General features: G+C 73.0%; 26 protein-coding genes. 23 read left to right on the top strand and 3 right to left on the bottom strand.

Annotated features, from left to right (window positions below; translation table 11 throughout):
* Nucleotides 1-3 precede the first annotated feature (3 nt).
* Nucleotides 4-588: an aminoacyl-tRNA deacylase gene (locus ACQ1X7_RS13495; RefSeq protein ID WP_432478716.1), complete on the bottom strand. Its 585-nt coding sequence runs from the start codon at nt 586-588 to the stop codon at nt 4-6.
* A 3-nt stretch (nt 589-591) separates the two neighbouring features.
* Nucleotides 592-1257, bottom strand: a complete 666-nt coding sequence (locus ACQ1X7_RS13490; protein WP_432478715.1) for an LON peptidase substrate-binding domain-containing protein — start codon at nt 1255-1257, stop codon at nt 592-594.
* Between the two features lie 101 nt (nt 1258-1358).
* Here ACQ1X7_RS13490 and hisD point away from each other — a divergent pair, with 101 nt between their 5' ends.
* The 6 genes from hisD to hisF all read left to right on the top strand — a co-directional run bounded on the left by hisD (nt 1359) and on the right by hisF (nt 6721).
* The gene (gene hisD / locus ACQ1X7_RS13485; RefSeq protein ID WP_432478714.1) at nt 1359-2663 is read left to right on the top strand and encodes a histidinol dehydrogenase; all 1305 of its coding nucleotides are present in this window, start codon (nt 1359-1361) and stop codon (nt 2661-2663) included.
* Complete coding sequence (locus ACQ1X7_RS13480; protein ID WP_432478713.1) at nt 2660-3775, top strand: histidinol-phosphate transaminase; 1116 nt, start codon at nt 2660-2662, stop codon at nt 3773-3775. The genes hisD and ACQ1X7_RS13480 overlap by 4 nt, the downstream gene beginning before the upstream one ends.
* Nucleotides 3772-4377: an imidazoleglycerol-phosphate dehydratase HisB gene (gene hisB, locus ACQ1X7_RS13475; protein WP_432478712.1), complete on the top strand. Its 606-nt coding sequence runs from the start codon at nt 3772-3774 to the stop codon at nt 4375-4377. The genes ACQ1X7_RS13480 and hisB overlap by 4 nt, the downstream gene beginning before the upstream one ends.
* Complete coding sequence (gene hisH, locus ACQ1X7_RS13470; protein WP_432478771.1) at nt 4374-5030, top strand: imidazole glycerol phosphate synthase subunit HisH; 657 nt, start codon at nt 4374-4376, stop codon at nt 5028-5030. The genes hisB and hisH overlap by 4 nt, the downstream gene beginning before the upstream one ends.
* A 204-nt stretch (nt 5031-5234) precedes the next feature.
* Entirely contained in the window at nt 5235-5963 is a 729-nt protein-coding gene (gene priA / locus ACQ1X7_RS13465; RefSeq protein WP_432478711.1) for a bifunctional 1-(5-phosphoribosyl)-5-((5-phosphoribosylamino)methylideneamino)imidazole-4-carboxamide isomerase/phosphoribosylanthranilate isomerase PriA, read from the top strand.
* Complete coding sequence (hisF, locus tag ACQ1X7_RS13460) at nt 5960-6721, top strand: imidazole glycerol phosphate synthase subunit HisF (RefSeq protein WP_432478710.1); 762 nt, start codon at nt 5960-5962, stop codon at nt 6719-6721. Before priA ends, hisF begins: the two co-directional genes overlap by 4 nt.
* Nucleotides 6722-6727: 6 nt before the next feature.
* On the opposite strand, the gene ACQ1X7_RS13455 is transcribed toward hisF, so the two are convergent.
* Nucleotides 6728-7381 (bottom strand): LysE family translocator, encoded by a 654-nt coding sequence (locus ACQ1X7_RS13455; RefSeq protein WP_432478709.1) that lies wholly within the window; start codon nt 7379-7381, stop codon nt 6728-6730.
* A 98-nt stretch (nt 7382-7479) separates the two neighbouring features.
* Here ACQ1X7_RS13455 and ACQ1X7_RS13450 point away from each other — a divergent pair, with 98 nt between their 5' ends.
* The 17 genes from ACQ1X7_RS13450 (at nt 7480) to ACQ1X7_RS13370 (ending at nt 26369) form a co-directional block, all read left to right on the top strand.
* A complete protein-coding gene (locus ACQ1X7_RS13450; protein WP_432478708.1) occupies nt 7480-8358 on the top strand; it encodes an ABC transporter substrate-binding protein in 879 nt (292 codons plus the stop codon).
* Nucleotides 8359-8369: 11 nt separating this feature from the next.
* Nucleotides 8370-9230, top strand: a complete 861-nt coding sequence (locus ACQ1X7_RS13445; RefSeq protein WP_432478707.1) for an amino acid ABC transporter permease — start codon at nt 8370-8372, stop codon at nt 9228-9230.
* Between the two features lie 41 nt (nt 9231-9271).
* Nucleotides 9272-9988 (top strand): amino acid ABC transporter ATP-binding protein, encoded by a 717-nt coding sequence (locus ACQ1X7_RS13440; RefSeq protein ID WP_432478770.1) that lies wholly within the window; start codon nt 9272-9274, stop codon nt 9986-9988.
* Nucleotides 9989-10156: 168 nt separating this feature from the next.
* Complete coding sequence (locus ACQ1X7_RS13435) at nt 10157-11914, top strand: ABC transporter ATP-binding protein (RefSeq protein WP_432478706.1); 1758 nt, start codon at nt 10157-10159, stop codon at nt 11912-11914.
* The gene (locus ACQ1X7_RS13430) at nt 11911-13734 is read left to right on the top strand and encodes an ABC transporter ATP-binding protein (protein WP_432478705.1); all 1824 of its coding nucleotides are present in this window, start codon (nt 11911-11913) and stop codon (nt 13732-13734) included. Before ACQ1X7_RS13435 ends, ACQ1X7_RS13430 begins: the two co-directional genes overlap by 4 nt.
* Before the next feature lie 14 nt (nt 13735-13748).
* Complete coding sequence (hisI, locus tag ACQ1X7_RS13425) at nt 13749-14093, top strand: phosphoribosyl-AMP cyclohydrolase (RefSeq protein ID WP_432478704.1); 345 nt, start codon at nt 13749-13751, stop codon at nt 14091-14093.
* The gene (locus tag ACQ1X7_RS13420; RefSeq protein ID WP_432478703.1) at nt 14086-14673 is read left to right on the top strand and encodes a Trp biosynthesis-associated membrane protein; all 588 of its coding nucleotides are present in this window, start codon (nt 14086-14088) and stop codon (nt 14671-14673) included. The genes hisI and ACQ1X7_RS13420 overlap by 8 nt, the downstream gene beginning before the upstream one ends.
* A gap of 67 nt (nt 14674-14740) precedes the next feature.
* Nucleotides 14741-14941, top strand: coding sequence for an HGxxPAAW family protein (locus tag ACQ1X7_RS13415; protein WP_432478702.1), 201 nt, complete (start codon nt 14741-14743; stop codon nt 14939-14941).
* An 11-nt stretch (nt 14942-14952) separates the two neighbouring features.
* Complete coding sequence (trpC, locus tag ACQ1X7_RS13410; protein ID WP_432478701.1) at nt 14953-15735, top strand: indole-3-glycerol phosphate synthase TrpC; 783 nt, start codon at nt 14953-14955, stop codon at nt 15733-15735.
* Nucleotides 15732-16988: a tryptophan synthase subunit beta gene (gene trpB, locus ACQ1X7_RS13405; RefSeq protein ID WP_432478700.1), complete on the top strand. Its 1257-nt coding sequence runs from the start codon at nt 15732-15734 to the stop codon at nt 16986-16988. Before trpC ends, trpB begins: the two co-directional genes overlap by 4 nt.
* On the top strand, nt 16985-17833 hold the full coding sequence (gene trpA / locus ACQ1X7_RS13400) for a tryptophan synthase subunit alpha (protein WP_432478699.1): 849 nt from the start codon (nt 16985-16987) through the stop codon (nt 17831-17833). The genes trpB and trpA overlap by 4 nt, the downstream gene beginning before the upstream one ends.
* Nucleotides 17826-18446: an SCO family protein gene (locus ACQ1X7_RS13395; RefSeq protein ID WP_432478698.1), complete on the top strand. Its 621-nt coding sequence runs from the start codon at nt 17826-17828 to the stop codon at nt 18444-18446. Before trpA ends, ACQ1X7_RS13395 begins: the two co-directional genes overlap by 8 nt.
* Nucleotides 18443-19345, top strand: a complete 903-nt coding sequence (lgt, locus tag ACQ1X7_RS13390) for a prolipoprotein diacylglyceryl transferase (RefSeq protein ID WP_432478697.1) — start codon at nt 18443-18445, stop codon at nt 19343-19345. Before ACQ1X7_RS13395 ends, lgt begins: the two co-directional genes overlap by 4 nt.
* Before the next feature lie 34 nt (nt 19346-19379).
* On the top strand, nt 19380-19832 hold the full coding sequence (locus ACQ1X7_RS13385) for a DedA family protein (RefSeq protein WP_432478696.1): 453 nt from the start codon (nt 19380-19382) through the stop codon (nt 19830-19832).
* 28 nt (nt 19833-19860) lie between these two features.
* The gene (locus tag ACQ1X7_RS13380) at nt 19861-20217 is read left to right on the top strand and encodes an antibiotic biosynthesis monooxygenase family protein (protein WP_432478695.1); all 357 of its coding nucleotides are present in this window, start codon (nt 19861-19863) and stop codon (nt 20215-20217) included.
* Between the two features lie 127 nt (nt 20218-20344).
* Nucleotides 20345-24916 (top strand): glutamate synthase large subunit, encoded by a 4572-nt coding sequence (gene gltB / locus ACQ1X7_RS13375; RefSeq protein ID WP_432478694.1) that lies wholly within the window; start codon nt 20345-20347, stop codon nt 24914-24916.
* Entirely contained in the window at nt 24909-26369 is a 1461-nt protein-coding gene (locus ACQ1X7_RS13370) for a glutamate synthase subunit beta (protein WP_432478693.1), read from the top strand. Before gltB ends, ACQ1X7_RS13370 begins: the two co-directional genes overlap by 8 nt.
* Nucleotides 26370-26407: the final 38 nt, after the last annotated feature.

The following is a 26407-nucleotide window of genomic DNA, read 5'->3' as shown; positions in this document are numbered from 1 at the left end:
CGCTCAGGGCAGCCCCGGCCCCTCAACCTCCTCGCCCCACGCCGTGGCGGCACGCCGCCCCGGCTGGGCTCGGACCTGGTCGACGATCGCCCCGGTGATCGCGACCAGGTCGGCCGGCGCGAGCTCCACGTCGAGGCCCCGGCGGCCGCCGGAGACCAGGATCGTGGCGTGGTCGAGGGCCGACCGGTCGAGCACCGTCGGGTGCGGCCGCTTCTGCCCCATCGGGGAGATGCCGCCGGCGACGTAGCCGGTGGCCCGCTCCGCCGCCGCGACGTCGGCCATCACCGCCTTGCTGCCGCCCAGCGCGCGGGCGAGCGCCTTGAGGTCGAGCCGGCCGGACACCGGCACGATCCCGACGACCAGCCGACCGTCCAGGCTCGCCAGCAGGGTCTTGAAGACGCGGGCCGGGTCGACACCGAGCGCCGCTGCGGCCTCGGTCCCGTACCCTTCGAGACGGTCGCTGCGCGACCTCCTCAGGGACCGCGAGGCGGCCCGCGGGTCGTGGTCGTAGGGGCGGAGCGTGTAGTCGACCCCGGCCCGGTCGAGCGCGACCGTGGCCGGCGTACCGCCGGAGCGCTTGCGGGCCATCCGCTAGTTCGGCGACCAGCGGGTCCGGGCCACCTCGGTGGCCGGGAGCGAGGGGATCACGTTCATCGCCCGCAGCTCGGCCCGCAGCAGGTCGGTGGCCAGCAGGAGCCGCTCGTTGGCGTCCTCGGCCTCCAGCAGCGCCTGCCGATCGGGCATGGGGAGCGGGGTCAGTGCAGCGAGCGTCCAGGAGAGGTACGTCGGGTCCTCGGGGAGCTCGTCCGGCAGCAGGTCACCGCGGACCTGGGCGAGCGCCGAGCGGTAGGCGGTGAACATCACCCGCGCCCGCTCGACCACCTCCTCCAGCGCCGGGGGGGTTGCGTCGGGTCGGGTGGTGACGTGCCCGAGCGGGTAGGGACCGGTGGTGTCGAGCCGGTCCAGGGCGATCCGCTCGAGGCCGACCCCCACCAGGTCGAAGGTGCCGTCGGAGTGGGCCTCGACCTCGGTCATCCGGATCCGGCAGCCGACGCGGTAGAGGGACTGGTTCCCGTGGTCGCCGACCTCGTAGCCCTCCCGGATCGCGACCGAGCCGAAGACCCGGTCGACGGGGTCGGGCACCCGCAGCAGGTGGTGGACCAGTGCCCGGTAGCGGTCCTCGAAGACGTGGAGGGGCACGCTCACGCCCGGGAAGAGCACGGTCCCGAGCGGGAACATCGGCAGCGTCTCGCTCATGCTCCCGACTGTAGGCCGGGGGCGCACGTGAGTGGCGCAGGCGCGTCCTGCGGGGCGACACCGACTCGGGCGTGGCCGGCCGGCGAACCTAGAATCGACCCATGATCCGCCGTATCGACCTCAGGGGCACCGACGGTGCCGTCGACTACCGCGCCGTGGTGCCACGCGCGGAGCTCGACGTGGAGGCGGCGACCCACCTGATCCGGCCGGTGGTGGAGGCGGTGCGCGACCGTGGCGCCGAGGCCGTCGTGGAGTACACCCGCCAGTTCGACGGGGTCGTGCTCGACGACCTCGCCGTGCCGGCCGCGGCCCTGCAGCAGGCGCTCGACGAGCTCGACCCGACCGTCCGGTCCGGCCTCGAGGAGGCGATCCGCCGGCTGCGGACGACCTGCGAGGCCGAGCTGGAGCGCGACGTCACGACCGAGCTCGCCCCGGGGGCCGTCGTCACCCACCGCAAGGTGCCGATGGGCCGGGTCGGGCTCTACGTGCCCGGCGGGCTCGCCCCGCTCGTGTCCAGCGTCGTGATGAACGTGGTCCCCGCCCAGGTCGCCGGCGTCGGCTCGATCGCCCTCGCCAGTCCGCCGCAGCAGGCCCACGGCGGCCTGCCGGAGCCCACGATCATGGCGGCGTGCGCCCTGCTCGGCGTCGACGAGGTGTACGCCGTGGGCGGTGCCCAGGCGATCGCCATGTTCGGTCACGGTGCCGGTCCGTGCCGACCGGTCGACCTGGTGACCGGTCCCGGCAACGTCTACGTCGCCGCCGCCAAGCGGCTGCTGCGCGGCCGGGTCGGCATCGACTCCGAGGCCGGCACCACCGAGATCGCGATCCTGGCCGACGACAGCGCGGACCCGGCGTACGTCGCGGCCGACCTGATCAGCCAGGCCGAGCACGACCCGGCGGCCGCCAGCGTGCTCGTGACCGACGCCGAGCCGTTGGCCGACGACGTGGTGGCCGAGCTGGAGAAGCAGGTCGCGGAGGCCCGTCACCGGGAGCGGGTCGCCACGGCGCTCGCGGGGCAGCAGTCCGGGATCGTGCTGGTCGACGACCTCGACCAGGGCCTGGCGGTCGTCGACGCCTACGCCGCCGAGCACCTGGAGATCCACACGCGGGACGCCACCGCGGTGGCGGCGCGGGTCCGCAACGCGGGTGCGATCTTCGTCGGGCCGCACGCCCCCGTGAGCCTGGGCGACTACTGCGCCGGCTCCAACCACGTGCTGCCGACCGCGGGCTGCGCGTGCCACTCCAGCGGACTGTCGGTCCGTGCGTTCCTGAAGTCCGTGCACGTGGTCGACTACACCCGCGAGGCGCTGGCCGAGGTGGCCGGTCACGTGACCACGCTCGCGGAGGCCGAGGACCTCCCCGCCCACGGTCGCGCGGTGGCGATCCGGCTGGAGGAGGGCCGGTGACCTTCCCGCCGCTGCGGGAGGAGCTGCGTGGTCTCGAGCCCTACGGCGCGCCGCAGATCTCCCCGGAGCTGGCCCCCGTCCAGCTCAACGTCAACGAGAACCCCTACGGTCCCGGCCCGGAGGCAGCGGCCGACGTCGCGCACGCGGTGGGGGAGGCGGTGGCCACCCTCAACCGCTACCCGGACCGCGAGTTCGTGGCGCTGCGGGCCGCGCTCGCCGACTACCTGAACGCCGACGGCGGGCGGGGGATCACCCCCGACCAGGTGTGGGCCGCCAACGGCTCCAACGAGGTGATGCTGCAGCTGCTCCAGGCGTTCGGCGGACCGGGCCGGGTGGCGCTGAGCTTCGCGCCGACGTACTCGATGTACCCGGAATACGCCCGCGACACCGTCACGGAGTGGGTCGTGGGCCGTCGCGAGGCCGACTTCACCCTCGACCTCGACCACGCGCGCCGCCTGGTCGCGGAGCGGCGCCCGTCGGTGGTGCTCCTCCCGAGCCCCAACAACCCGACCGGCACCGCGCTGGCTCCCGAGGCGATCACCGCCCTGTGCGAGGCGGCCGGCGACGGGGTCGTGGTCGTCGACGAGGCGTACGGCGAGTTCCGCCGTGCCGGGACGCCGAGCGCGCTCGAGCTGCTGCCCGACCACCGCAACCTGGTGGTCACCCGCACCATGAGCAAGGCGTTCGCCCTGGCCGGTGCCCGGCTCGGCTATCTCGCGGCCGACCCCGCGATCTGCGACGCGGTCCGGGTCGTCCGGCTGCCCTACCACCTCTCGTCGGTCACCCAGGCGACGGCGCTCGCCGCGCTCCGGCACGCACCGGCGCTGCTGGCGAGGGTGGAGGAGCTGCGGGCCGAGCGCGACCGGACGGTCACCTGGCTGCGGGGGCTGGGGCTCGACGTGGCGGAGTCCGATGCCAACTTCGTGCTGTTCGGGACCTTCGCCGACCGGCACGCGGTCTGGCAGGGTCTGCTCGACCGCGGGGTGCTCATCCGGGAGACCGGACCGTCCGGATGGCTGCGGGTGTCGGTCGGGACCCCGGACGAGATGGGACAATTCCGGACGGCGCTCACCGAGGTGCTGGAGTCCGACCCGAACAAGGAGCTGTCATGAGCCGCACCGCCACCCTGGACCGCCAGACCAGCGAGTCCAAGGTCCACGTCGAGGTCGACCTCGACGGGTCCGGTCGCCACGACGTCTCCACCGGCGTCGGGTTCTACGACCACATGCTCACCGCGTTCGCGCGGCACGCGCTGGTCGACCTGGTCGTCAGCACCTCCGGCGACACCCACATCGACGCCCACCACACCGTCGAGGACACCGCGATCGTGCTCGGCCAGGCGGTCCGCGAGGCGCTCGGCGACAAGGCCGGGATCCGCCGGTTCGGCGACGCCACGGTCCCGCTCGACGAGGCCCTGGTGCAGGCCGTGGTCGACGTCTCCGGTCGTCCGTACTGCGTCCACACCGGCGAGCCGGAGGGGCAGGAGTACGTCGTCATCGGCAGCGACCCCGGCTTTCCCGGCTCCCTGACGCGCCACGTCTTCGAGACGCTGGCCTTCCACGCCCACCTCGCGCTCCACGTCCGGGTGCTGTCCGGCCGCGACCCCCACCACCTGGTGGAGGCACAGTTCAAGGCGTTCGCCCGGGCCTTCCGCGACGCCGTCGCGATCGACCCGCGCGAGAGCGGCGTCCCGTCGACGAAGGGCACGCTCTGAGCGCGCCGTCCGTCGTCGTCCTCGACTACGGGTCGGGCAACCTCCGCTCGGCCGTCCGCGCGCTCGAGCGCGCCGGCGCCGAGGTCACCCTGACCTCCGACTTCGAGGCAGGCCTGGCGGCCGACGGGCTCGTGGTCCCGGGAGTCGGGGCGTACGCCGCGTGCATGGCCGGGCTGCACGCGGTGAAGGGCGAGCGGCTGATCGGACGGCGACTGGCGGGCGGCCGGCCAGTGCTGGGCATCTGCGTCGGCATGCAGGTGCTGTTCAGCCGGGGAGTCGAGCACGGCGTCGAGACGGAGGGCTGCGACGAGTGGCCGGGCCTCGTGGAGCGGCTGCAGGCCCCCGTCGTCCCCCACATGGGGTGGAACACCGTCGAGGTCCCGGTCGGCACGTCGCTGTTCGCCGGCGTCGAGCAGGAGCGGTTCTACTTCGTCCACTCCTACGGCGTCCGCGACTGGACCCTGGTCACCAATGACCGCACCCGGGCCCCGCTCGTCATCTGGGCCCGGACCGGTCCTGCAGAGCACGGCGGTGACCGGTTCGTCGCGGCCGTCGAGAACGGCCCGCTCTCGGCCACCCAGTTCCACCCCGAGAAGTCCGGCGACGCCGGCGCCACCCTCCTCCGCAACTGGGTGAACACGCTGCGAGGTTGAGTTGGGCTCCGCTGCGGGTTGAGTTGGGCTTCGCTGGGGTTGAGCTGGGCGTCGCTGGGGGTTGAGTTGGGCCTCCCTCGAATCCACCGAGGAGGGAGACCCAACTCGACGCGAGGGAGGCCCAACTCAACGTGCCCCCCGATCAGGTCTCGCGCCCGCAGGGCTGTGCCCCTCGCTGCTCGGGCTGGTCATAGGCTCAGCCGGGTGAGTGGGTATCTCGAGCTGCTGCCGGCCGTCGACATCGCGGGTGGGCAGGCGGTCCAGCTGGTGCAGGGCGTGGCGGGGTCGGAGAAGCGGTTCGGGGACCCGGTCGAGGCGGCGCTGCGGTGGCAGGACGCCGGGGCGGAGTGGATCCACCTGGTCGACCTCGACGCGGCGTTCGGACGGGGCCACAACCGCGACCTCCAGGCGCGGATCGTCGGCGAGCTCGACATCGACGTCGAGATGAGCGGCGGGATCCGCGACGACGAGTCGCTGAAGGCGGCGATGGACACCGGCTGCCGGCGGGTCAACATCGGCACCGCCGCCCTCGAGCAGCCGGCGTGGTGCGCCGCCGCCATCGCGACGTACGGCGACCGGGTGGCGGTCGGGCTCGACGTCCGTGGCCGCACCCTGGCCGCGCGCGGCTGGACCCGTGACGGCGGCGACCTGTACGAGGTGCTGGCCCGGCTCGACGACGAGGGCTGCGCCCGCTACGTCGTCACCGACGTGAACAAGGACGGCATGCTGCAAGGCCCCAACGTCGACCTGCTGCGCGACGTCTGCGCCGCCACCGACCGGCCGGTCGTGGCCAGCGGCGGCATCACCGAGCTCGACGACCTCCGCACGCTCCAGGGGCTGGTCGGCGACGGCGTCGAGGGCGCGATCATCGGCACCGCTCTCTACGAGGGCCGGTTCAGCCTCCGGGACGCACTGGAGCTGACCCGGCCGTGACCCTCGCAGTCCGCGTCATCCCGTGCCTCGACGTCGACGGGGGCCGGGTGGTCAAGGGCGTGAACTTCCGCGAGCTGCGGGACGCGGGCGACCCGGTCGAGCTGGCGCGGCTCTACGACGCCGAGGGGGCCGACGAGCTCACGTTCCTCGACATCTCCGCCTCGCACGAGGGCCGCGCGACCACCATGGACGTGGTGTCCCGGTGTGCGGAGGAGGTGTTCATCCCGCTCACCGTGGGCGGCGGCGTCGGCTCGACCGACGACGTCGACCGGCTGCTGCGCGCGGGTGCCGACAAGGTCGCCGTCAACACCGCGGCAATCCGGCGGCCCGGCCTGGTGGCCGACATCGCCGACCGGTTCGGCAACCAGGTCCTGGTGCTCTCCGTCGACGCACGCCGGGCCGCGGACACCGAGTCCGGGTTCGAGGTCACCACCCACGGCGGTCGCGAGTCTGCCGGGCTGGACGCCGTGGCCTGGGCCGCGCGTGGTGCCGAGCTCGGCGCCGGCGAGATCCTGCTCAACGCCATGGACGCCGACGGCACCACCGACGGCTTCGACGTCGCGCTCATCGAGGCGGTCCGCCGGGAGGTGACGATCCCGGTCATCGCGAGCGGGGGAGCCGGTCGGCTCGATCACTTCCCGCCCGCCGTCGAGGCCGGGGCCGACGCCGTGCTGGCCGCCACGGTGTTCCACTTCGGCACGCTCCGGATCGGCGAGGTCAAGCAGGCGCTCGCCGCGGCCGGTCACCCGGTCCGCTGAGCCCGGTCACACCGCGGGCCGTCGCCCGAGCGCCACGGTCACACCCAGACCGAGCATCGTGAGGCCGCCGGTCGCCTCGAGCGCCGTACGCCGGGACGGCCGGCGGGCGAACCAGGTCCGCAGCTGCCCCGCGCCGAGCGCCCAGGCGCCGTCGGAGACCAGCTGCACGACCGCGCCGGCGAGGCCGATCAGCAGCATCTGCGCCACGACGGGTCCCCGGTCCGGGTCGACGAACTGGGGGAGCACCGCCACCAGGAAGACCGTCGTCTTGGGGTTGCTCACCCCGACGACGAAGCCCTCGCGGACCCGGGCCGCGGACCCGCCGCGCAGTCGGTGCCGCGCGACCTCCGGCGTCGACTCGTGGCTCGCCCGCGCGGCCAGCAGCGTGCGCGCCCCCAGCCACACCAGGTAGGCCGCGCCGAGCAGCTTGACCACGGTGAACACGGTCGTCGAGGCGGCGACCAGGGTGCCGAGGCCGCAGGCGACCGCCACCACCAGGACGTAGCCGCCCAGCGAGTTGCCGGCGACCGTCCAGAGCCCGACCGCGCGCCCGTGGGCGATGGCCCGGCTGGTCGCGAACAGCACGCTGGGGCCGGGCACCACCGAGATGACCGCCGAGAGCGCGAGGAAGCCGAGCAGGAGGTGCGGGTCGACAGGCACCGGGACACGGTAGCCGGGCCGGAGCGCCGGCGACGGTCCTCCCACGCCGGCGCGCGGACGCCGGCCCCCGCCCCGTCGTGAGGTCCTACCCTTCTCACATGCGCACAACCATCCGAGGCTCCGCCCTCGCCGCGCTGAGCGTGGCACTGCTGATCACCACCGGCTGCGCGCCGCGCGACGAGGCCGACGACACCGCCACCGACAGCGGCGCGTCGCCCACCGCCGGCGACTGCGAGAAGGATGATCTCGACACCTACTCGGAGGGTGTCCTGACCGTCGCGACCGACAACCCGGCCTACCCGCCGTGGTTCGTCGACAACGACCCCAGCAACGGCAAGGGCTACGAGTCGGCCGTGGCCTACGCGATCGCCGACCAGCTCGGCTTCGCCGAGGACGAGGTGGAGTGGGTCAAGGTCCCGTTCAACGCCGTGGTCAGCCCTGGGGAGAAGGAGTTCGACTTCGACGTCAACCAGGTCTCGATCACCCCGCAGCGCGCCAAGGCCGTCGACTTCTCCAGCGGCTACTACGACGTCCGCCAGGCCGTGGTGACCACCAAGGGCAGCTCCATCGAGGGCGTCACCAGCATGGCCGAGCTGCAGGACGCCAGGCTCGGCGCGCAGGTCGGCACCACCAGCTACGCGGCGATCGGCGACCAGATCCAGACCTCGGAGGAGGGTGCGCCGTTCGACACCAACGACCAGGCGGTGCAGGCGCTGGAGAACGGTCAGATCGACGGCATCGTCGTCGACCTGCCGACGGCGTACTACATGGTGGCCGTGCAGCTGTCCAAGGGCAGCATCGTCGGCCAGCTGCCGCTGCCCGACGGCGAGGTGGAGCAGTTCGGCGCCGTGCTCGACCTCGGTAGTCCCCTCACCGACTGCGTCAGCCAGGCCGTCGACACGCTCCGCGACGACGGCACCCTCGCCGAGCTCGAGGACCAGTGGCTGGCCCAGCAGGGCGCACCGGAGCTGTCCTGAGCGGGCCGGCCGTGGCCGGGACCTCCGACGGCTGGCAGCCGTCGGAGGTCCAGCGCGAGCGGGACGCGTTCCGGCGCCGGCGCACCGTCCGCAGCGGCGTCATCGCCTTCGTCAGCACCGTCGTCGTGCTCGCCGTCGCCGGTACGGCGCTGGTCACCTCGCCCGGCTGGGAGCGGGTCCAGGAGACCTACTTCGACGCAGGGAAGGCGGTCGACTCCTTCCCGGCGGTGCTCGCGGGGCTGTGGCTCAACATCCGGGTGACGCTGGTGTCGGCCGTGCTGATCCTGGTGCTCGGCCTGACGATCGCGGTGATGCGGACCGTGCAGGGCCCGGTGGCGTTCCCGCTGCGGCTGCTCGGGACGGTGTACGTCGACCTGTTCCGGGGGCTCCCGCTGCTGCTGCTCCTGCTGCTCCTCGGTTTCGGCGGCCCGGCCCTCAACCTCGCGGGGCTGCCCCGGGAGGCCATCTACTGGGCCTGCGCGGCGCTCGTGCTGTCCTACTCCGCCTACGTCGCCGAGGTGTTCCGCGCCGGCATCGAGTCGGTCCACCCCTCCCAGCGGCTGGCGGGACGGGCGCTGGGCCTCAGCTACGGGCAGAACCTCCGCCACGTCGTGCTCCCGCAGGCCTGGCGACGGGTGCTGCCGCCGCTGATGAACGACCTGGTGTCGCTCCAGAAGGACTCGGGCCTGATCGCGGTCGTCGGCGTCATCGACGCGATCCGGGCCGCCCAGATCGAGACGGCCAAGGACTTCAACTACACGCCGTACGTCGTCGCCGGTGTGCTGTTCGTCTGCCTCACCGTCCCGATGGCCCGGTTCACCGACTGGTACGCCCGCAAGAAGGGCTACCACGGAGCCGGAGGGATGATGTGACCACCGGTCCTTCGGCTGGATCTCCTGCCCCGGTGCTGGAGATGACCGGTGTCCGCAAGTCGTTCGGCGACCACGTCGTGCTGCGCGCGGTCGACCTGGTGGTCGGGGCGGGCCAGTGCGTGGTGCTGATCGGTGCCTCGGGCTCGGGCAAGTCGACGCTGCTGCGCTGCGCCAACCTGCTCGAGACCGTCGACGACGGTGTCATCACCTTCCAGGGCGACGACATCACCGACCCGCGGGTCGACGTCGACGAGGTGCGGGCGCGGATGGGCCTGGTGTTCCAGTCCTACAACCTGTTCCCGCACCTCAGCGTGCTCGGCAACCTGACCCTGGCGCTGCGCAAGGTGCACCGCGTCGAGGCGTCCGAGGCGGACGAGCGCGCGGCCGCGATGCTCGACCGGGTCGGCCTGAGCGAGAAGGCGCACGCCCGGCCCGACGACCTGTCGGGCGGCCAGCAGCAGCGGGTCGCGATCGCCCGGGCGCTGGTCACCCGTCCGGCGCTGATGCTGCTCGACGAGGTGACCTCGGCGCTCGACCCGGAGCTGGTGGGGGAGGTGCTCGACCTGCTCTCCGACCTCAAGGCCGAGGGCGTGACGATGCTGCTCAACACCCACGAGATGGAGTTCGCCCGCGACGTCGCCGACCGGGTCAGCTTCCTCCACGACGGTGTGGTGCACGAGTCGGGCACGCCCGACCAGGTGCTGGGCGACCCGCAGCAGGAGCGGACCCGCGCCTTCCTGTCCCGGCTGCGCGCCTGACCCGCCCATCCGGTTGCGCGGTTGTCGGCACGCCGGAATAGCCTGTCCCGGCGCGAGGTTGGCGCGACGACGACGACGAGGGGAGCAGGGAGCTAGGTGAGCGACGGGTGGAGTGAGCGCTCGGCGTCGGAAGGGTCGACGACGCGCGAGGGTTTCGCCGTACTCGGCGTGGCCATCCGTCGGGAGCCGACGATCTTCGCGCTCTCCACCGTCGGCAGCCTGCTCTTCGGCGTGATGACGGTCGCCGACGCCTGGGTGCTCGGCTGGGCCACCGACCACGTGGTGATCCCCGCCTTCCGGACCGGCGAGGTCGGGCCCGAGATGCTGTGGGCGGTGCTCGCGCTGTTCCTCGGCGTGGCGATCCTGCGCGCGGTCGGCATCGTCGCGCGACGACTCGGCGCCGGGATCATGCAGTACCGCATGCAGGCCCACACCCGCCGGGCCGTCACCCGGCAGTACCTCTCGCTCCCCATGGAGTGGCACCAGCGCCACCCGACCGGCCAGCTGCTCTCCAACGCCTACTCCGACGTCGAGGCCGCCTGGGGCCCGATCGCGCCGCTGCCGATGGCGGTCGGGACCCTGGTGATGATGGTCGTCGCCGTGTTCCAGATGCTCGCCGCCGACGTGGTGCTGGCACTCGTCGGGCTGCTGGTCTTCCCGCTGGTGGTGGTCGCCAACCTCGTCTACCAGCGGTTCTCCTCCCCGCTGATGACCCGCGCCCAGGGGCTGCGCGCCGAGGTCAGCGAGATCGCCCACGAGTCCTTCGACGGGGCCCTGGTCGTCAAGACCCTGGGCCGCGAGGGCGAGGAGACCGAGCGGTTCGCCGGCAAGGCCCACGAGCTGCGTGACGTCAACATCCGGGCCGGCCGCATCCGGGCGGCGTTCGACCCCACGCTCGCCGCGCTGCCCAACATCGGGGTGCTGGTCGTGCTCGCCGTCGGCGTGCAGCGCGTGATCGGCGGCGCCTCCGACGCCGGTGACGTGGTGACCGTCGCCTACCTGCTCACCATCGTCTCCTTCCCGATCCGCTCGATCGGCTGGCTGCTCGGCGAGTTCCCGCGCAGCGTGGTCGGCTTCCACCGCGCGCAGCGGGTGATCGAGGCGACGGGGGCGATGCCCTACGGCGCCCTGCCGCTGGCGGAGCAGGCGGGCGGTGTCCGGCTCGAGGTCGACGGGCTCGGCTTCTCCTACGACCCGCAGGTGCCGCTCCTCGCCGACGTCAGCTTCGACGTGGCCCCCGGCCGCACCGTCGCGCTGGTCGGCGCCACCGCCTCGGGCAAGAGCACGCTCACCCACCTGCTCGGCCGGCTCTTCGACCCCGACCGGGGCCGGGTCCTGGTCGACGGGGTCGACCTGCGCGACCTCGCCCACGGCGAGCTCGCGGGCTCGGTCGCGGTCGTCGGGCAGACCGCGTTCCTCTTCGACGACACCGTCCGCGACAACGTCACCCTCGGCGCCGACGTGGGCGACGACGAGGTGTGGGCCGCGCTGCGCGCCGCGGAGGCCGACGGCTTCGTCGCCGCCCTGCCCGACGGCCTCGACACCACGCTCGGCGAGCGGGGCACGTCGCTCTCCGGCGGTCAGCGGCAGCGGATCTCCCTGGCCCGCGCCCTGGTCCGGCGCCCCCGGCTGCTCGTGCTCGACGACGCCACCTCCGCGGTCGACCCCGAGGTCGAGGCGCGGATCCTCCACACCCTGCGCTCCGACGACCGCGGCGGCACGGTCGTCGTGGTCGCCTACCGCAAGGCGACCATCGGGCTCGCCGACGAGGTGATCCACCTCGACCGGGGCCGGGTCGCCGACCGCGGCACCCACCTCGAGCTGCTCGACCGCAGCCCGACGTACGCCCGGCTGGTCAACGCCTACGAGCAGGCCGCCCACGACGAGCCGGCGGCCGAGCCGGCCGGGCGGGGTGACGGACGATGACCACGACCACCACCACCCGCGCGAGCGGCACCCGGCTCGACAGCGGCGAGGACCTCGCCCCGATCGAGACCATCCGTCGCGGCGTCGCGGTCAGCCCCGAGCTGAAGGAGGGCTTCCGGGTCACCCTGCTGCTCGCGATCGTGGCGTCGTTCGGCCAGGTGATCGTCCCGATCGCGGTCCAGCAGACGCTCGACCGCGGGCTGAACGGCCCCGGCGGGCCCGACGTGTCGTTCGTCGTGATGGTCGGCCTGCTCTGCTTCGCCGGGATCGTGGTCACCGGCGTGGCCTCCTACCTGATGACCAGCCGGCTGTTCCGCACCTCCGAGAAGGGCCTGGCCACGCTGCGCATCTCGGCGTTCCGCCACGTCCACGACCTGCCGCTGCTCACCCAGAACACCGAGCGGCGCGGCGCCCTGGTCTCCCGGGTGACCACCGACGTCGACCAGGTGAGCCAGTTCCTCGTCTTCGGTGGCCTGCTGTTCATCGTCAGCATCGGCCAGATGCTGGTCGCGACGGTGATCATGCTGGTCTACAGCTGGGAGCTCACGGTCGTGGTGTGGGTGGCGTTCGCGCCGCTGTTCCTGTCCATCCGCTGGTTCCAGCGCAAGCTGACGGCGGCCTACGCCGTCGTACGCCGTCAGGTCGGCGTGCTGCTCTCGGCCATCTCCGAGCCGGTCGTGGGCGCCGAGGTGGTCCGTTCCTACGCCGTGCAGGAGCGCACCCAGGACCGCATCGACACCGCCATCGACGAGTTCAAGGCGGCCAGCACCAAGGCCCAGCAGTACACCGTGGTGTCGTTCTCGCTCGGTGGTCTCTCCGCGGGCCTCGCCAACGCCGGCGTGCTGATCGTGGGGGTGCTCCTCGGCTTCACCAGCGACATGACCGCGGGTCGGGTGCTGGCCTTCGCGTTCCTGGTGACCCTGTTCGTGGGGCCGGTCCAGATGGGCACCCAGATCCTGACCGACGCCCAGAACGCCATCGCCAGCTGGCGGCGGGTGATCGGGATCCTCGAGACCCCGGCCGACCTCGTCGACCCGGGCCCCGAGGGTCAGGTGCTGCCGCGCGGCCCGATCGACGTGACCTTCGACGGGGTGACCTTCTCCTACCCGAGCGGACCCCCGGTGCTCCACGACGTGTCGATGACCATCGACGCCGGCACCCGCGTCGCGATCGTCGGCGAGACCGGCTCCGGGAAGTCGACGTTCGCCAAGCTGCTGACGCGGCTGATGGACCCCTCGGAGGGCCGGGTGCTGCTCGACGGCATCGACGTACGAGACGTCGCCGCCAGCAGCCTGCGCTCCGGCGTGGTGCTGGTGCCCCAGGAGGGCTTCCTGTTCGACGACACGGTGACCGCCAACGTCTGCTACGGCCGGCTCGGGGCGACGGAGGAGGAGATCCTGCGCAGCGCCGACGAGCTGGGCCTGGGTGACTGGGTCGAGGGGTTGCCGCGCGGGCTGGCGACCCGGGTCGGCCAGCGCGGTGAGTCGCTCTCCGCGGGTGAGCGGCAGCTGGTCGCGCTCCTGCGCGCCCACCTGGCCGACCCCGACCTGCTGGTCCTCGACGAGGCCACCAGCGCGGTCGACCCCCAGCTCGAGATGCGCATCCAGCGGGCGCTCGAGCGGCTGATGACCGGCCGCACCAGCGTCACCATCGCCCACCGCCTCTCCACCGCCGAGGCCGCCGACGAGGTCGTCGTCGTCGACCGGGGCCGGATCGTCCAGCGCGGCCCCCACCACGAGCTGGTGCGCCAGGAGGGATCGGTCTACGCCGGTCTCCACGCCTCCTGGGTCGCGCAAGCGCCCCGTCTCGAAACCCGGTGAGACATACTCGAACAGTGACCACTCTCGACCCCGCGATCGCCGACCGCGTGCACTGGAACGCCGAGGGGCTGGTGCCGGCGGTGGTGCAGCAGCACGACACCGGCGAGGTGCTGATGCTCGGCTGGGTCGACGACGTGGCCCTGGCGCGCACCCTCGATTCGGGCCGGGCGACGTACTGGTCGCGGTCGCGGCAGGAGTACTGGGTCAAGGGCGAGACCTCGGGCAACGTGCAGCACGTCCGTGAGGTCCGGCTCGACTGCGACGGCGACACGCTGCTGGTCCGGGTCGACCAGGAGGGCGTGGCCTGCCACACCGGTGACCGCACCTGCTTCGACGCCGGCCTGGTCCACCGTGCCTGAGCACTCCCCGGAGCGCCGCCGCACGTTCGTACCGGTCCTCGGTGCGGGCGTGGCCGCGGCGATCCTGGCGGCCGTCGCCGGTTCCCGCCCCTGGGTCCGGGTCGCCGAGCCCGACAGCAGCTCGGCGGCGCTGGCCGCCGTCGGCCTCGACGGCGTGGGCGAGATGGCGCTGGCCGCGACGCTGAGCCTGGTGGTGCTGGCCGCGTGGGGCGTCCTGCTGGTCACCCGGGGGCGGGTCCGGCGGGTGGTGGCGGGGCTGGGCCTCGTCGGCTCGCTCGGGCTCTGCGCGGTGACCTGGACAGGGTGGTCACAGCTGCCGGACTCGGTGAGCGAGCAGCTCTCGCCCGGGGCCGGCTCGATCGGCACGGAGATGACCGGGTGGTTCTGGGCGGCAGCGGTCGCGGCCCTGGTCTCGGTGGCGACCACGGCGCTGGCCGTCGCCTGGTGCCCGGCGTGGCCGGAGATGGGCAGCCGCTACGACGCGCCGGGTGCGGCGCAGGACGACGACGTGCCCCTGGAGGAGCGGACCAACCTCGATCTGTGGAAGCAGCTCGACGAGGGTCGTGACCCGACCGCCTGACGGCTTTCACTACACTTGGCGCGCATCGCCCGACCGTGCACCTGACCAGGCCCCGAGGAGCATCCGCATGGCTGACAACCACGGCAACACCCCGGCCGCGTGGACCGGCGTCACGGTCGCCATCGTCGGCTTCGTCGTGGGTGGGGTCGGCCTGATGCTCGACCCCGTCAGCATGACCCTCTTCTGGGTGGGCTGCGCCCTCGGCGTCGGCGCCCTCGTGGTGTTCGCGGTGATGGCGAAGATGGGTCTCAACAGCTCCGACCACTGAGGACTCCCCGCATGTCCGTCCTGGACGACATCGTCGCCGGCGTCCGGGTCGACCTCGACCGCCGACAGCAGGCGACCCCGGTGGCCGACCTGCGTGCCGCTCTGGCCGACGTCGACCCGCCGCGCGACCCGATGCCGGCGTTCCGCGCGCCCGGGGCCAGCGTGATCGCCGAGGTGAAGCGGCGCAGCCCCAGCAAGGGCGACCTGGCCGACATCCCCGACCCGGCCGAGCTGGCCCGCCGCTACGCCGCCGGCGGGGCGGCCGCGATCAGCGTGCTCACCGAGGAGCGCCGGTTCGGTGGCAGCCTCGACGACCTGCGTGCGGTCCGCGCCGCGGTCGACGTACCGCTGCTGCGCAAGGACTTCATGGTCGAGCCGTACCAGCTGCTCGAGGCACGCGCCGCCGGCGCCGACCTCGCCCTGCTGATCGTGGCCGCGCTCGACGACGACACGCTGCGCCGCCTCCACGACGAGGCGCGCGGGCTCGGCCTGACGGTGCTGGTCGAGGTGCACGACGAGGCCGAGACCGAACGCGCCGTCGCCCTGGGCGCCGAGCTGGTCGGGGTGAACGCGCGCAACCTCCGCACGCTGGACGTCGACCCCGACGCCTTGGCGCGGCTGGCACCGTTGGTCCCGGACGACCGGGTGCTCGTGGCCGAGTCCGGCATCACCGGCCCCGACGACGTGGCGACCTACGTCGGCCTCGGCGCCCGGGTGGTGCTGGTCGGTGAGGCCCTGGTGCGCGACGGCGACCCCGAGGGCGCCGTCCGGACGATGACGGGAGTGACGGCATGAGCCAGCAGCGCGGCACGTGGGACGCCGACGAGCGCGGCTACTTCGGGGACCCGCAGCACGGCTGGGGCGGCCGCTTCATGCCCGAGGCCCTGGTGGCAGCGCTCGACGAGCTCGACGTGGCGTGGCAGGAGGCGAAGGCCGACCCGACCTTCCAGCAGGAGTTCGAGGCGATCCTCCGCGACTTCGCCAACACCCCGAGCCCGCTCTACCACGCCGAGCGGCTCAGCCGGCAGCTCGGCGTGACCGTGCTGCTCAAGCGCGAGGACCTCAACCACACCGGTGCCCACAAGATCCGCAACGTGCTCGGGCAGGCGCTGCTCACCCGCCGGATGGGCAAGCCGCGGGTGATCGCCGAGACCGGCGCCGGACAGCACGGCGTCGCGGCGGCCACGGCGGCGGCGTACTTCGGGCTCGACTGCACCGTCTACATGGGCGAGGTCGACACCCGCCGCCAGGCCCTCAACGTCGCGCGGATGAAACTGCTCGGCTCCGAGGTGGTGCCGGTGGCGTCCGGCAGCGCCACCCTCAAGGACGCCATCAACGAGGCGCTGCGCGACTGGGTGGCCAGCGTCGACCACACCGCCTACCTCTTCGGTACGGCGGCCGGTCCACACCCGTTCCCGAGCATGGTGCGCGACCTGTGCCGAGGGATCGGCGACGAGGCCCGCCAGCAGTGCCTCGACCGGTTCGGCAGGCTGCCCGACACCGTGGCGGCGTGCGTCGGCGGCGGCTCGAACGCGATCGGGCTGTTCACGGCCTTCCTCGACGACCCCGACGTGGCGATCCTCGGCCTCGAGCCCGCGGGTGACGGGATCGAGACCGGTCGGCACGCCGCCACCATCTCGGCCGGCGCGGCCGGCGTGCTCCACGGGGCCCGCACCTACGTGCTGCAGGACGAGGACGGCCAGACCGTCGAGTCGCACTCCATCTCCGCCGGGCTCGACTACCCGGGCGTCGGGCCGCAGCACGCCCACCTCGCCTCGCAGGGCCGCGCCACCTACCTCCCGGTGACCGACGCCGAGGCGATGGACGCCATGGCCCTGCTGAGCCGGACCGAGGGGATCATCCCGGCCATCGAGTCCGCGCACGCGCTCGCGGGCGCCCTGGGCGTCGCGAAGCGGCTCGCGGACGAGAAGGGCCCGGACGCCATCCTGCTGGTCAACCTGAGCGGACGGGGCGACAAGGACATGGGGACGGCGATCGAGTGGTTCGGGCTCGACCCCGAGTCGGCCACCGAGGAGCCGATCGGATGAGTCCCACGGTGACCACCGCGTTCGACCAGGCCGCGGCGGAGGGCCGCGCCGCGCTGGTGGGCTACCTCCCGGCGGGCTTCCCCGACGTCGCCGGGGGGATCGAGTCGCTGCGCGCCATCGTCGACGCCGGCTGCGACGTGATCGAGGTCGGCCTCCCCTACAGCGACCCGGTGATGGACGGCCCCACCATCCAGGCCGCCGCCCAGCAGGCCCTCGACGGCGGGGTCCGCACCCGTGACGTGCTCCGCACCGTCGAGGCGGTCGCCGCGACCGGCGTGCCCACGCTCGTGATGACCTACTGGAACCCCGTGGAGAGCTACGGACGCGACAGCGGCCGGAGCCGTGGGCGGAGCGGGGTCGAGCGGTTCGCCGCCGACCTCGCGGCGGCCGGGGGAGCCGGGCTGATCACGCCCGACCTCACCCCGGACAGCGGGGAGGAGTGGATCGCCGCCGCCGACGCGCACGACCTCGACAAGGTCTTCCTCGTCGCGCCGAGCTCGACCGACGCCCGGATCGCCATGACCACGGCCGCCTGCCGCGGGTTCGTCTACGCGACGGCCGTGATGGGCGTGACCGGTGCCCGGGCCACCACGAGCGAGCTCGCGGCCCCGCTCGTCGCGCGCACGAAGGCACTCACCCCAACGGGGACCGACTTGCCGGTGGCGGTCGGGCTGGGGGTGAGCAACGGCGACCAGGCCGCCGAGGTGGCGTCGTACGCCGACGGCGTGATCGTGGGCTCGGCGTTCGTGCGCGTGCTCCTCGACCACGCCGACGACCGGGCCGCGGGGCTGCGGGCGGTGGCGGCCCTGGCCGAGGACCTGGCCGGGGGAGTCCGGCGTGGGTGAGCGGCTCCTGCGCGGCCTGGCGGGCCTGCTGGTGGTGACCCTGCTGGCCGGGTGCGGCGGGGGCGGTCCCGAGGAGGGCGACCTCGCCGGCGCGGTGCTCGACGAGCCGTACGTCGTCCCCGACACCCGGCTGACCGACACCGACAGCGAGCCCTACTCGCTCACGGCCGACACCGACGCCCGCCTGACGCTGGTGTTCTTCGGCTACACCCACTGCCCCGACATCTGCCAGGTCGTGATGTCCAGCCTGGCCAGCGCGATGACCCGGCTCCCGGAGGCCGACCGCGACGAGGTCGACGTCGTCTTCGTCACCACCGACCCGGCCCGAGACGACGAGAAGGTGCTGCGCACCTACCTCGACCGGTTCGACCCGACGTTCGTCGGCCTCACCGGCGCGCTCGACAGGATCACCGCGGTCGGCGCGGACCTCGGGATCGCGGTCGAGAAGGGGGAGAAGCTCCCCAGCGGGGGGTACGAGGTCATCCACAGCACGCCCGTCGTCGGGATCGACGCCGACGACCGGGTGCCGATCGTCTGGACCGAGGGCACCTCGGCCGCCGAGTTCGCTGCGGACGTCCACACCCTGCTGACCGGCGAGGTCGCAGGCGCATGAGCCCGGAGGTGGCCGTGAACATCGTGTGGAGCATCCCGAGCCCGGCCGAGGGCGTGTGGTACCTCGGGCCGGTCCCGCTGAGGGCCTACGCGCTCTCGATCATCCTCGGCATCGTCGCGGCGGTCTGGATCGGGGAGCGGCGCTGGGTCGCGCGCGGCGGTCGCCAGGGCGAGGTCACCGACCTCGCGATCTGGGCGGTGCCGTTCGGCATGGTGGGCGGTCGGCTCTACCACGTGGTCACCGACTGGCAGCTCTACTTCCCCGACAACCCGTGGGCCGCGCTCTACGTGTGGCGCGGCGGGCTCGGGATCTGGGGGGCCATCGCGCTGGGAGCCGTCGGCGTCGTGATCGGCGCCCGCCGCAAGGGGATCAAGCTGCTGCCGGTGCTCGACGCCATCGCCCCCGGCGTGCTGGTCGCCCAGGCGCTCGGTCGCTGGGGCAACTACTTCAACCAGGAGCTCTTCGGCCGTCAGACCGACCTGCCCTGGGCGCTCGAGGTCAGCGACGGCACCGCCCTCGAGGCCGGGTTCCCGGCCGGGACCACCTTCCACCCGACGTTCCTCTACGAGTTCGTGTGGTGCCTGGCGGCGTTCGTGGTCGTGGTCTGGGCCGACCGCCGCTTCCAGCTCGGGCACGGTCGCGTCGTCGCGCTCTACGTCATGGCCTACACCGCCGGGCGCGGCTGGATCGAGTACCTGCGGATCGACGACGTCCAGATGGACGACGTCCTCGGGCTGCGTCTCAACGTGTGGACCTCGATCGTGCTGTTCGTCGCCGCCCTCGCCTGGTTCGTCTGGTCGGCCCGCCGGCACCCGGGCCGGGAGACCGAGGTCCGCAGGGAACCGGCCGCCGCGGAGCCGAGCGAGGAGCCCGGGACGCCGGCGCCCGGCACCGAGTAGCAGTCCGCGCGGTCCGACCGGGGAGGATGGGCCCGTGTCCGACCTCCCCGCCGTACCGCTCTTCCTCTTCCTGACCGCGGTGGGTTTCCTCCGGGCCGGCGCCACCTACGCGCTGGCCCGCGGCGTCCGCGGGCTGGTCGACCGGCGTTCCGAGCTGGCCTCCCGGCCCTCGACCCGGCGTGGCGAGGATCTCATCCGCAGGTACGGCGCGCCGGCGGTGGTCCTGAGCTTCCTCACCGTCGGGGTCCAGACCGCGGTGCACCTGGCGGCCGGCAGCCTCCGCATGCCGCTGCGCCGGTACCTGCCGGCGCTGCTGGTGGGCGCCCTGCTGTGGGCCACGATCTACACCACCGTGGGATTCGCCTTCCTGGAGGCCGTGGGGGGAGGGCGGGTGTGGCTGCCCCTCGCCGTGGTCCTCGGCGTGGTCGCGGTCGTCCTCGGCGTACGGCACCTGATGCGTCCCGCCACCGGGCAGCCGGAGGACTGACCGCGACCGGCCGTGCCACAGTGGTGGCATGTCCGTGGTCAAGATCAACGCCATCACCGTGCGCGAGGGCTCGGGGGACGAGCTCGCCCGGCGCTTCGCCGCCCGGGCGGGTGCCGTGGACGACGCCGACGGGTTCGAGGGCTTCGAGCTGCTGCAGCCGACCGACGAGCGCACCACGTGGCTGGTGGTCACCCGGTGGCGCGACGAGGAGTCCTTCCAGGCGTGGCTGAGCTCTCCGGAGCTCCGCGACGGCCACCGCAGCGAGGCGGAGCGCGCCGGCGGTGAGGCGCCGGCGCCGGTCGGGGTGCACAGCGAGGTGTGGAGCTACCGGCCGACGGTTGTCCGCGCTCGCGAGACGAACAGGAACCCCTCCACCGCCGGGTGATAGCGTGTCGGCGCGCCTTGGGCCAACGTCGTCCCCTGCGTCGCACCCGCTGAATCGCCGCCCGGCCGCCCGACCCCCGCGCAGTCTCCGGGAACGGCGGCGACCGACGACGACGGGAGAATGCCGAGTGTCAACGCACGCGTTCCCGCCGCCCGCCCAAGGGCTCTACGACCCGCGCCACGAGCACGACGCCTGCGGTGTCGCCTTCGTGGCCACGCTGACCGGCGAGGCCAGCCACGACATCGTCGTGAAGGCCCGCACCGCGCTGCGCAACCTCGACCACCGCGGCGCCGCGGGCGCCGAGCCCAACTCCGGCGACGGAGCCGGCATCCTGCTGCAGGTCCCCGACGAATTCCTGCGCGCGGTCGTCGACTTCGAGCTCCCGGACCCCGGGGCGTACGCCGTCGGCACGGCGTTCCTGCCCGGCGACGACGACGCCGTCACCAAGACCCGGAGGCGCATCGAGGAGCTGGCCGCCGAGGAGCACCTGGCCGTGCTCGGCTGGCGCGACGTGCCGACCGAGCCCGACACCCTGGGGGCGACCGCCCGCAGCGTGATGCCGACCTTCTCGCAGCTGTTCGTGGCGGGCGCCGGCTCCCGGGTCGGCGGGATCGCGCTGGAGCGGCAGGCGTACTGCCTGCGCAAGCGCGTCGAGAACGACACCGACGCCTACTTCCCGTCGCTCTCCGCCCGCACCCTCGCCTACAAGGGCATGCTCACGACCGAGCAGCTCGACCACTTCTACCCCGACCTGGTCGACGAGCGGATCGCCTCCGCGCTGGCCGTCGTCCACTCGCGGTTCTCGACCAACACCTTCCCCAGCTGGCCCCTGGCCCACCCGTTCCGCTACGTCGCCCACAACGGCGAGATCAACACGGTGATGGGCAACCGGAACTGGATGCGGGCCCGGGAGGCGCTGCTGGCCTCCGACCTGATCCCCGGGGAGCTGGAGCGGCTCTACCCGATCTGTACGCCGGGGGCGTCGGACTCGGCGTCCTTCGACGAGGTGCTCGAGCTGCTGCACCTGGGTGGCCGGTCGCTGCCGCACTCCGTGCTGATGATGATCCCGGAGGCGTGGGAGAACCACGGCGAGATGGACGAGCAGCGCAGGTCCTTCTACGAGTTCCACTCGACGCTCATGGAGCCCTGGGACGGGCCTGCCTGCGTGGTGTTCACCGACGGCACCCAGATCGGCGCCGTGCTCGACCGCAACGGCCTGCGTCCCTCGCGCTACTGGGTCACCGACGACGGGCTCGTCGTGCTCGCCTCCGAGGTCGGCGTGCTCGACCTCGACCCGGCCCGGATCACCCGCAAGGGCCGGCTCAAGCCGGGCCGGATGTTCCTGGTCGACACCGACGAGCACCGGATCATCGAGGACGACGAGATCAAGGGAGAGCTCGCCGCCGAGCACCCCTACGACGAGTGGCTGCACGCCGGGCTGATCCACCTCCACGACCTGCCCGAGCGCGAGCACATCATCCACACCCACGCCTCGGTCACCCGCCGCCAGCAGATCTTCGGCTACACCGAGGAGCAGCTCCGGGTGCTGCTGACGCCGATGGCGAACTCCGGGGCCGAGCCGATCGGGTCGATGGGCACCGACACCCCGGTCGCGGCGCTCAGCGACAAGCCGCGGCTGCTGTTCGACTACTTCAGCCAGCTGTTCGCCCAGGTCACCAACCCCCCGCTCGACGCGATCCGCGAGGAGCTGGTGACCTCGCTCGCCGGCACCATCGGGCCGGAGGCCAACCTGCTGGAGCCCGCGCCGGCGTCGTGCCGCCAGGTGGTGCTGCCCTTCCCCGTCATCACCAACGACGACCTCGCCAAGATCCGCCACGTCAACCGCGACGGCGATATGCCGGGCTTCATCACCCACGTGTCCCGCGGCCTGTACGACGTCGAGCGCGGCGGCGCGGCGATGGCGGAGCGGATCGACGAGATCTGCGCCGAGGTGTCGGAGGCGATCGCGGACGGCGCCCGCGTGATCGTGCTCTCCGACCGGCACTCGACCCAGGAGAAGGCGCCGATCCCGTCGCTGCTGCTGACCGGGGCCGTCCACCACCACCTGGTGCGCGAGAAGACCCGCACCCAGGTCGGCCTGCTGGTCGAGGCGGGCGACGTCCGCGAGGTGCACCACGTCGCGCTGCTGATCGGCTACGGTGCCGCGGCGGTCAACCCCTACCTCGCGATGGAGTCGGTCGAGGACCTCGCCCGCGACGCCTACTACGTCACCGCCGAGCCCGAGCAGGCCGTCGCCAACCTGGTGAAGGCCCTCGGCAAGGGCGTGCTCAAGGTGATGTCCAAGATGGGCGTCTCCACGGTGGCCTCCTACACCGGCGCCCAGATCTTCGAGGCGGTCGGCCTCTCCCAGGCGCTCGTCGACCGCTACTTCACCGGCACCACCTCCAAGCTGGGCGGGGTCGACCTCGACACCATCGCCGAGGAGGTGGCCCGCCGCCACGCGACGGCGTACCCGCGCGCCGGGATCGCGCCCTCCCACCGCCAGCTCGAGGTCGGCGGCGAGTACCAGTGGCGCCGCGAGGGGGAGCCGCACCTCTTCGACCCCGAGACCGTCTTCCGGCTCCAGCACTCCACCCGCTCCGGGCAGTACGACGTCTTCAAGCAGTACACGCAGCGGGTCGACGAGCAGTCGCAGCGGCTGATGACGCTGCGCGGACTGTTCCGGTTCCGGGACCCTGAGAACACCGGGCGGGAGTCCATTCCTGTGGACGAGGTCGAGCCGGTGTCCGCCATCGTCAAGCGGTTCTCGACCGGCGCCATGTCCTACGGCTCGATCAGCCGCGAGGCCCACGAGACCCTGGCGATCGCGATGAACCGGCTGGGCGGCAAGTCCAACACCGGCGAGGGCGGCGAGGACAGCGACCGGCTGCACGACCCCGAGCGCCGCAGCGCGATCAAGCAGGTCGCCTCGGGCCGGTTCGGCGTCACCTCGGAGTACCTCACCAACGCCGACGACATCCAGATCAAGATGGCCCAGGGCGCCAAGCCCGGCGAGGGCGGGCAGCTCCCGGGGCAGAAGGTCTACCCGTGGGTGGCGAAGACCCGCTACTCGACGCCCGGCGTGGGCCTGATCAGCCCGCCGCCCCACCACGACATCTACTCGATCGAGGACCTCGCGCAGCTGATCCACGACCTCAAGAACGCCAACCCGAGCGCCCGGATCCACGTCAAGCTGGTCTCCGAGGTCGGGGTCGGCACCGTGGCCGCGGGTGTCTCCAAGGCGCACGCCGACGTGGTGCTGATCTCGGGTCACGACGGCGGCACCGGCGCGGCGCCGCTCACCTCGCTCAAGCACGCCGGCGGGCCCTGGGAGCTCGGGCTGGCGGAGACCCAGCAGACGTTGCTGCTCAACGGGCTCCGCGACCGGATCGTCGTCCAGACCGACGGCCAGCTCAAGACCGGCCGCGACGTCGTGGTCGCGGCGCTGCTCGGCGCCGAGGAGTACGGCTTCGCGACCGCACCGCTGGTGGTCTCCGGCTGCATCATGATGCGGGTCTGCCACCTCGACACCTGTCCCGTCGGCGTCGCCACCCAGAACCCCGTGCTCCGCAAGCGCTACAGCGGCAAGCCCGAGTTCGTCGTGAGGTTCTTCGAGTACGTCGCCCAGGAGGTGCGCGAGCTGCTGGCCGAGCTCGGCTTCCGCTCGCTGGACGAGGCGATCGGCCGGGTCGACGCGCTCGACGTCCGCGAGGCGGTCGACCACTGGAAGGCCGCCGGGCTCGACCTGTCGCCGATCCTCCACCAGGCGTCCCGGGCCGGCGAGTTCGGCCAGTTCGAGGACCAGGACCTCTACTGCACCAGGCAGCAGGACCACGGCCTCGACAAGGCGCTCGACAACGAGCTGGTCCGGATCTCCGAGCCCGCCCTCGAGCGCGGGGAGCCGGTGCGTGCCCAGCTCGAGATCCGCAACGTCAACCGGACCGTCGGCACGATCCTCGGCCACGAGGTCACCAAGCGCTACCGGGGCGAGGGGCTGCCCGACGGGACCATCGACCTCACCTTCACCGGATCGGCGGGCCAGTCCTTCGGTGCCTTCCTGCCGGCGGGCATCACGCTCCGGCTCGAGGGCGACGCCAACGACTACGTCGCCAAGGGCCTCTCCGGTGGCCGGGTGGTGGTGCGGCCCGACCGGGCGGCCACCTTCGAGGCGGCGACGCAGATCATCGCCGGCAACGTCATCGCGTACGGCGCCACCAGCGGCGAGGTGTTCCTCCGCGGCCACGTCGGCGAGCGGTTCTGCGTCCGCAACTCCGGCGCCACCGCGGTCGTCGAGGGCGTCGGCGACCACGGCTGCGAGTACATGACCGGTGGCCGGGCCGTGGTGCTCGGCCCGACGGGCCGCAACTTCGCGGCCGGCATGTCCGGCGGCTACGCCTTCGTGCTCGACCTCGACGCCGACCGGGTCAACCCCGAGCTGGTCGAGCTGCAGCCCCTTGCGGAGTTCGAGGACACCAGCTCCCACGACGAGCTGAAGGACCTGGTGACCCGGCACGGTGAGGAGACGGGGTCGACGGTGGCCGAGGAGCTGCTGGACGACTGGGAGGCCTCCCTCACCCGGTTCACCCGGGTGATGCCGCGCGACTTCCAGCGCGTGCTCGACGTCCGGGCCGAGGCCGAGGAGGAAGGCCTCGACGACGACGCGGCCGCCACGCGGATCATGGAGGTGTTGCATGGCTGACCCCAAGGGCTTCCTCAAGAACGGCCGCGAGGTCGCCGCCCGGCGGCCGGTCGACGAGCGCGTCCACGACTGGGAGGAGGTCTACCCCGACGGGGTGGGCCGGGCGCTGCTGCCGATCATCAGCACCCAGGCCGGCCGCTGCATGGACTGCGGCATCCCGTTCTGCCACCAGGGCTGCCCGCTCGGCAACCTGATCCCTGAGTGGAACGACCTGGTGTGGCGCGACGACTGGGACGGTGCCATCGAGCGGCTGCACGCGACCAACAACTTCCCGGAGTTCACCGGGCGGCTCTGCCCGGCCCCCTGCGAGCCGGCCTGCGTGCTCGGGATCAACCAGGACCCGGTCACCATCAAGAACGTCGAGGTCTCGATCATCGACCGCGCCTGGCAGTCCGGTGCAGTGCGCCCCCAGCCGCCGGAGTGGCTCTCGGGCCGCACCGTCGCCGTGGTCGGCTCCGGACCCGCCGGGCTGGCCGCTGCCCAGCAGCTCACCCGCGCCGGCCACACCGTGGCGGTCTACGAGCGCGCCGACAAGATCGGCGGGCTGCTGCGCTACGGCATCCCCGAGTTCAAGATGGAGAAGCAGCACCTCGACCGGCGCCTCGACCAGATGCGCCGCGAGGGGACGGTGTTCCGCGCCGGCGTGGACGTCGGCTCGGACCGGCTCACCACCCAGGCGCTCCGAGACCGGTACGACGCCATCGTGCTCGCGGTCGGGTCGACGGTCGGCCGGGAGCTGCCGATCGACGGGCGCGACCTCGACGGCATCCACCAGGCGATGGACTACCTGCCGCAGTCCAACCGCGCCTCGCTCGGCCAGGAGGTCGAGGACCAGGTGCGCGCCGACGGCAAGCACGTCGTCATCATCGGCGGGGGCGACACCGGTGCCGACTGCCTCGGCACCGCCATCCGGCAGCAGGCCGCCTCGATCACCCAGCTCGAGATCATGGCGCGCCCGCCCGAGGACCGCCCCGCCGGCCAGCCGTGGCCGACGTACCCCATGACCTTTCGGGTGTCCTCGGCCCACGAGGAGGGCGGGGACCGGATCTACGCCGCCTCCACCCAGGAGTTCCTCGGCGACGACCAGGGGCGCGTGCGCGCGCTGCGGCTGGTCGACGTCGACCAGGACTTCCAGCCGGTCGAGGGGACCGAGCGCGAGATCCCGGCCGAGCTGGTGCTGCTGGCCATGGGCTTCACCGGGCCCGAGCAGCCGGGGCTGGTCGAGGAGCTGGGTGTCGAGCTCGACGAGCGCGGGAACATCCGGCGCGACGGCGACTACGCGTCCACCGTCGACGGGGTCTTCGTGGCCGGCGACGCCGGGCGCGGGCAGTCGCTGATCGTGTGGGCGATCGCCGAGGGACGGGCGGCCGCTGCGGCTGTCGACCGCTACCTGACGGGGTCCACCAACCTGCCGGCCCCGATCCCGCCGACGGAGCGCCCGATCTCGGTCTGAGGCCACGCCTGTTGGATCGATCCAACTGCTAGGGTCGA

This window comes from Nocardioides sp. GXQ0305, from assembly GCF_050880345.1.
Taxonomy (GTDB): domain Bacteria; phylum Actinomycetota; class Actinomycetes; order Propionibacteriales; family Nocardioidaceae; genus Nocardioides.
This window is presented reverse-complemented; position numbering and strand designations above follow the sequence as displayed.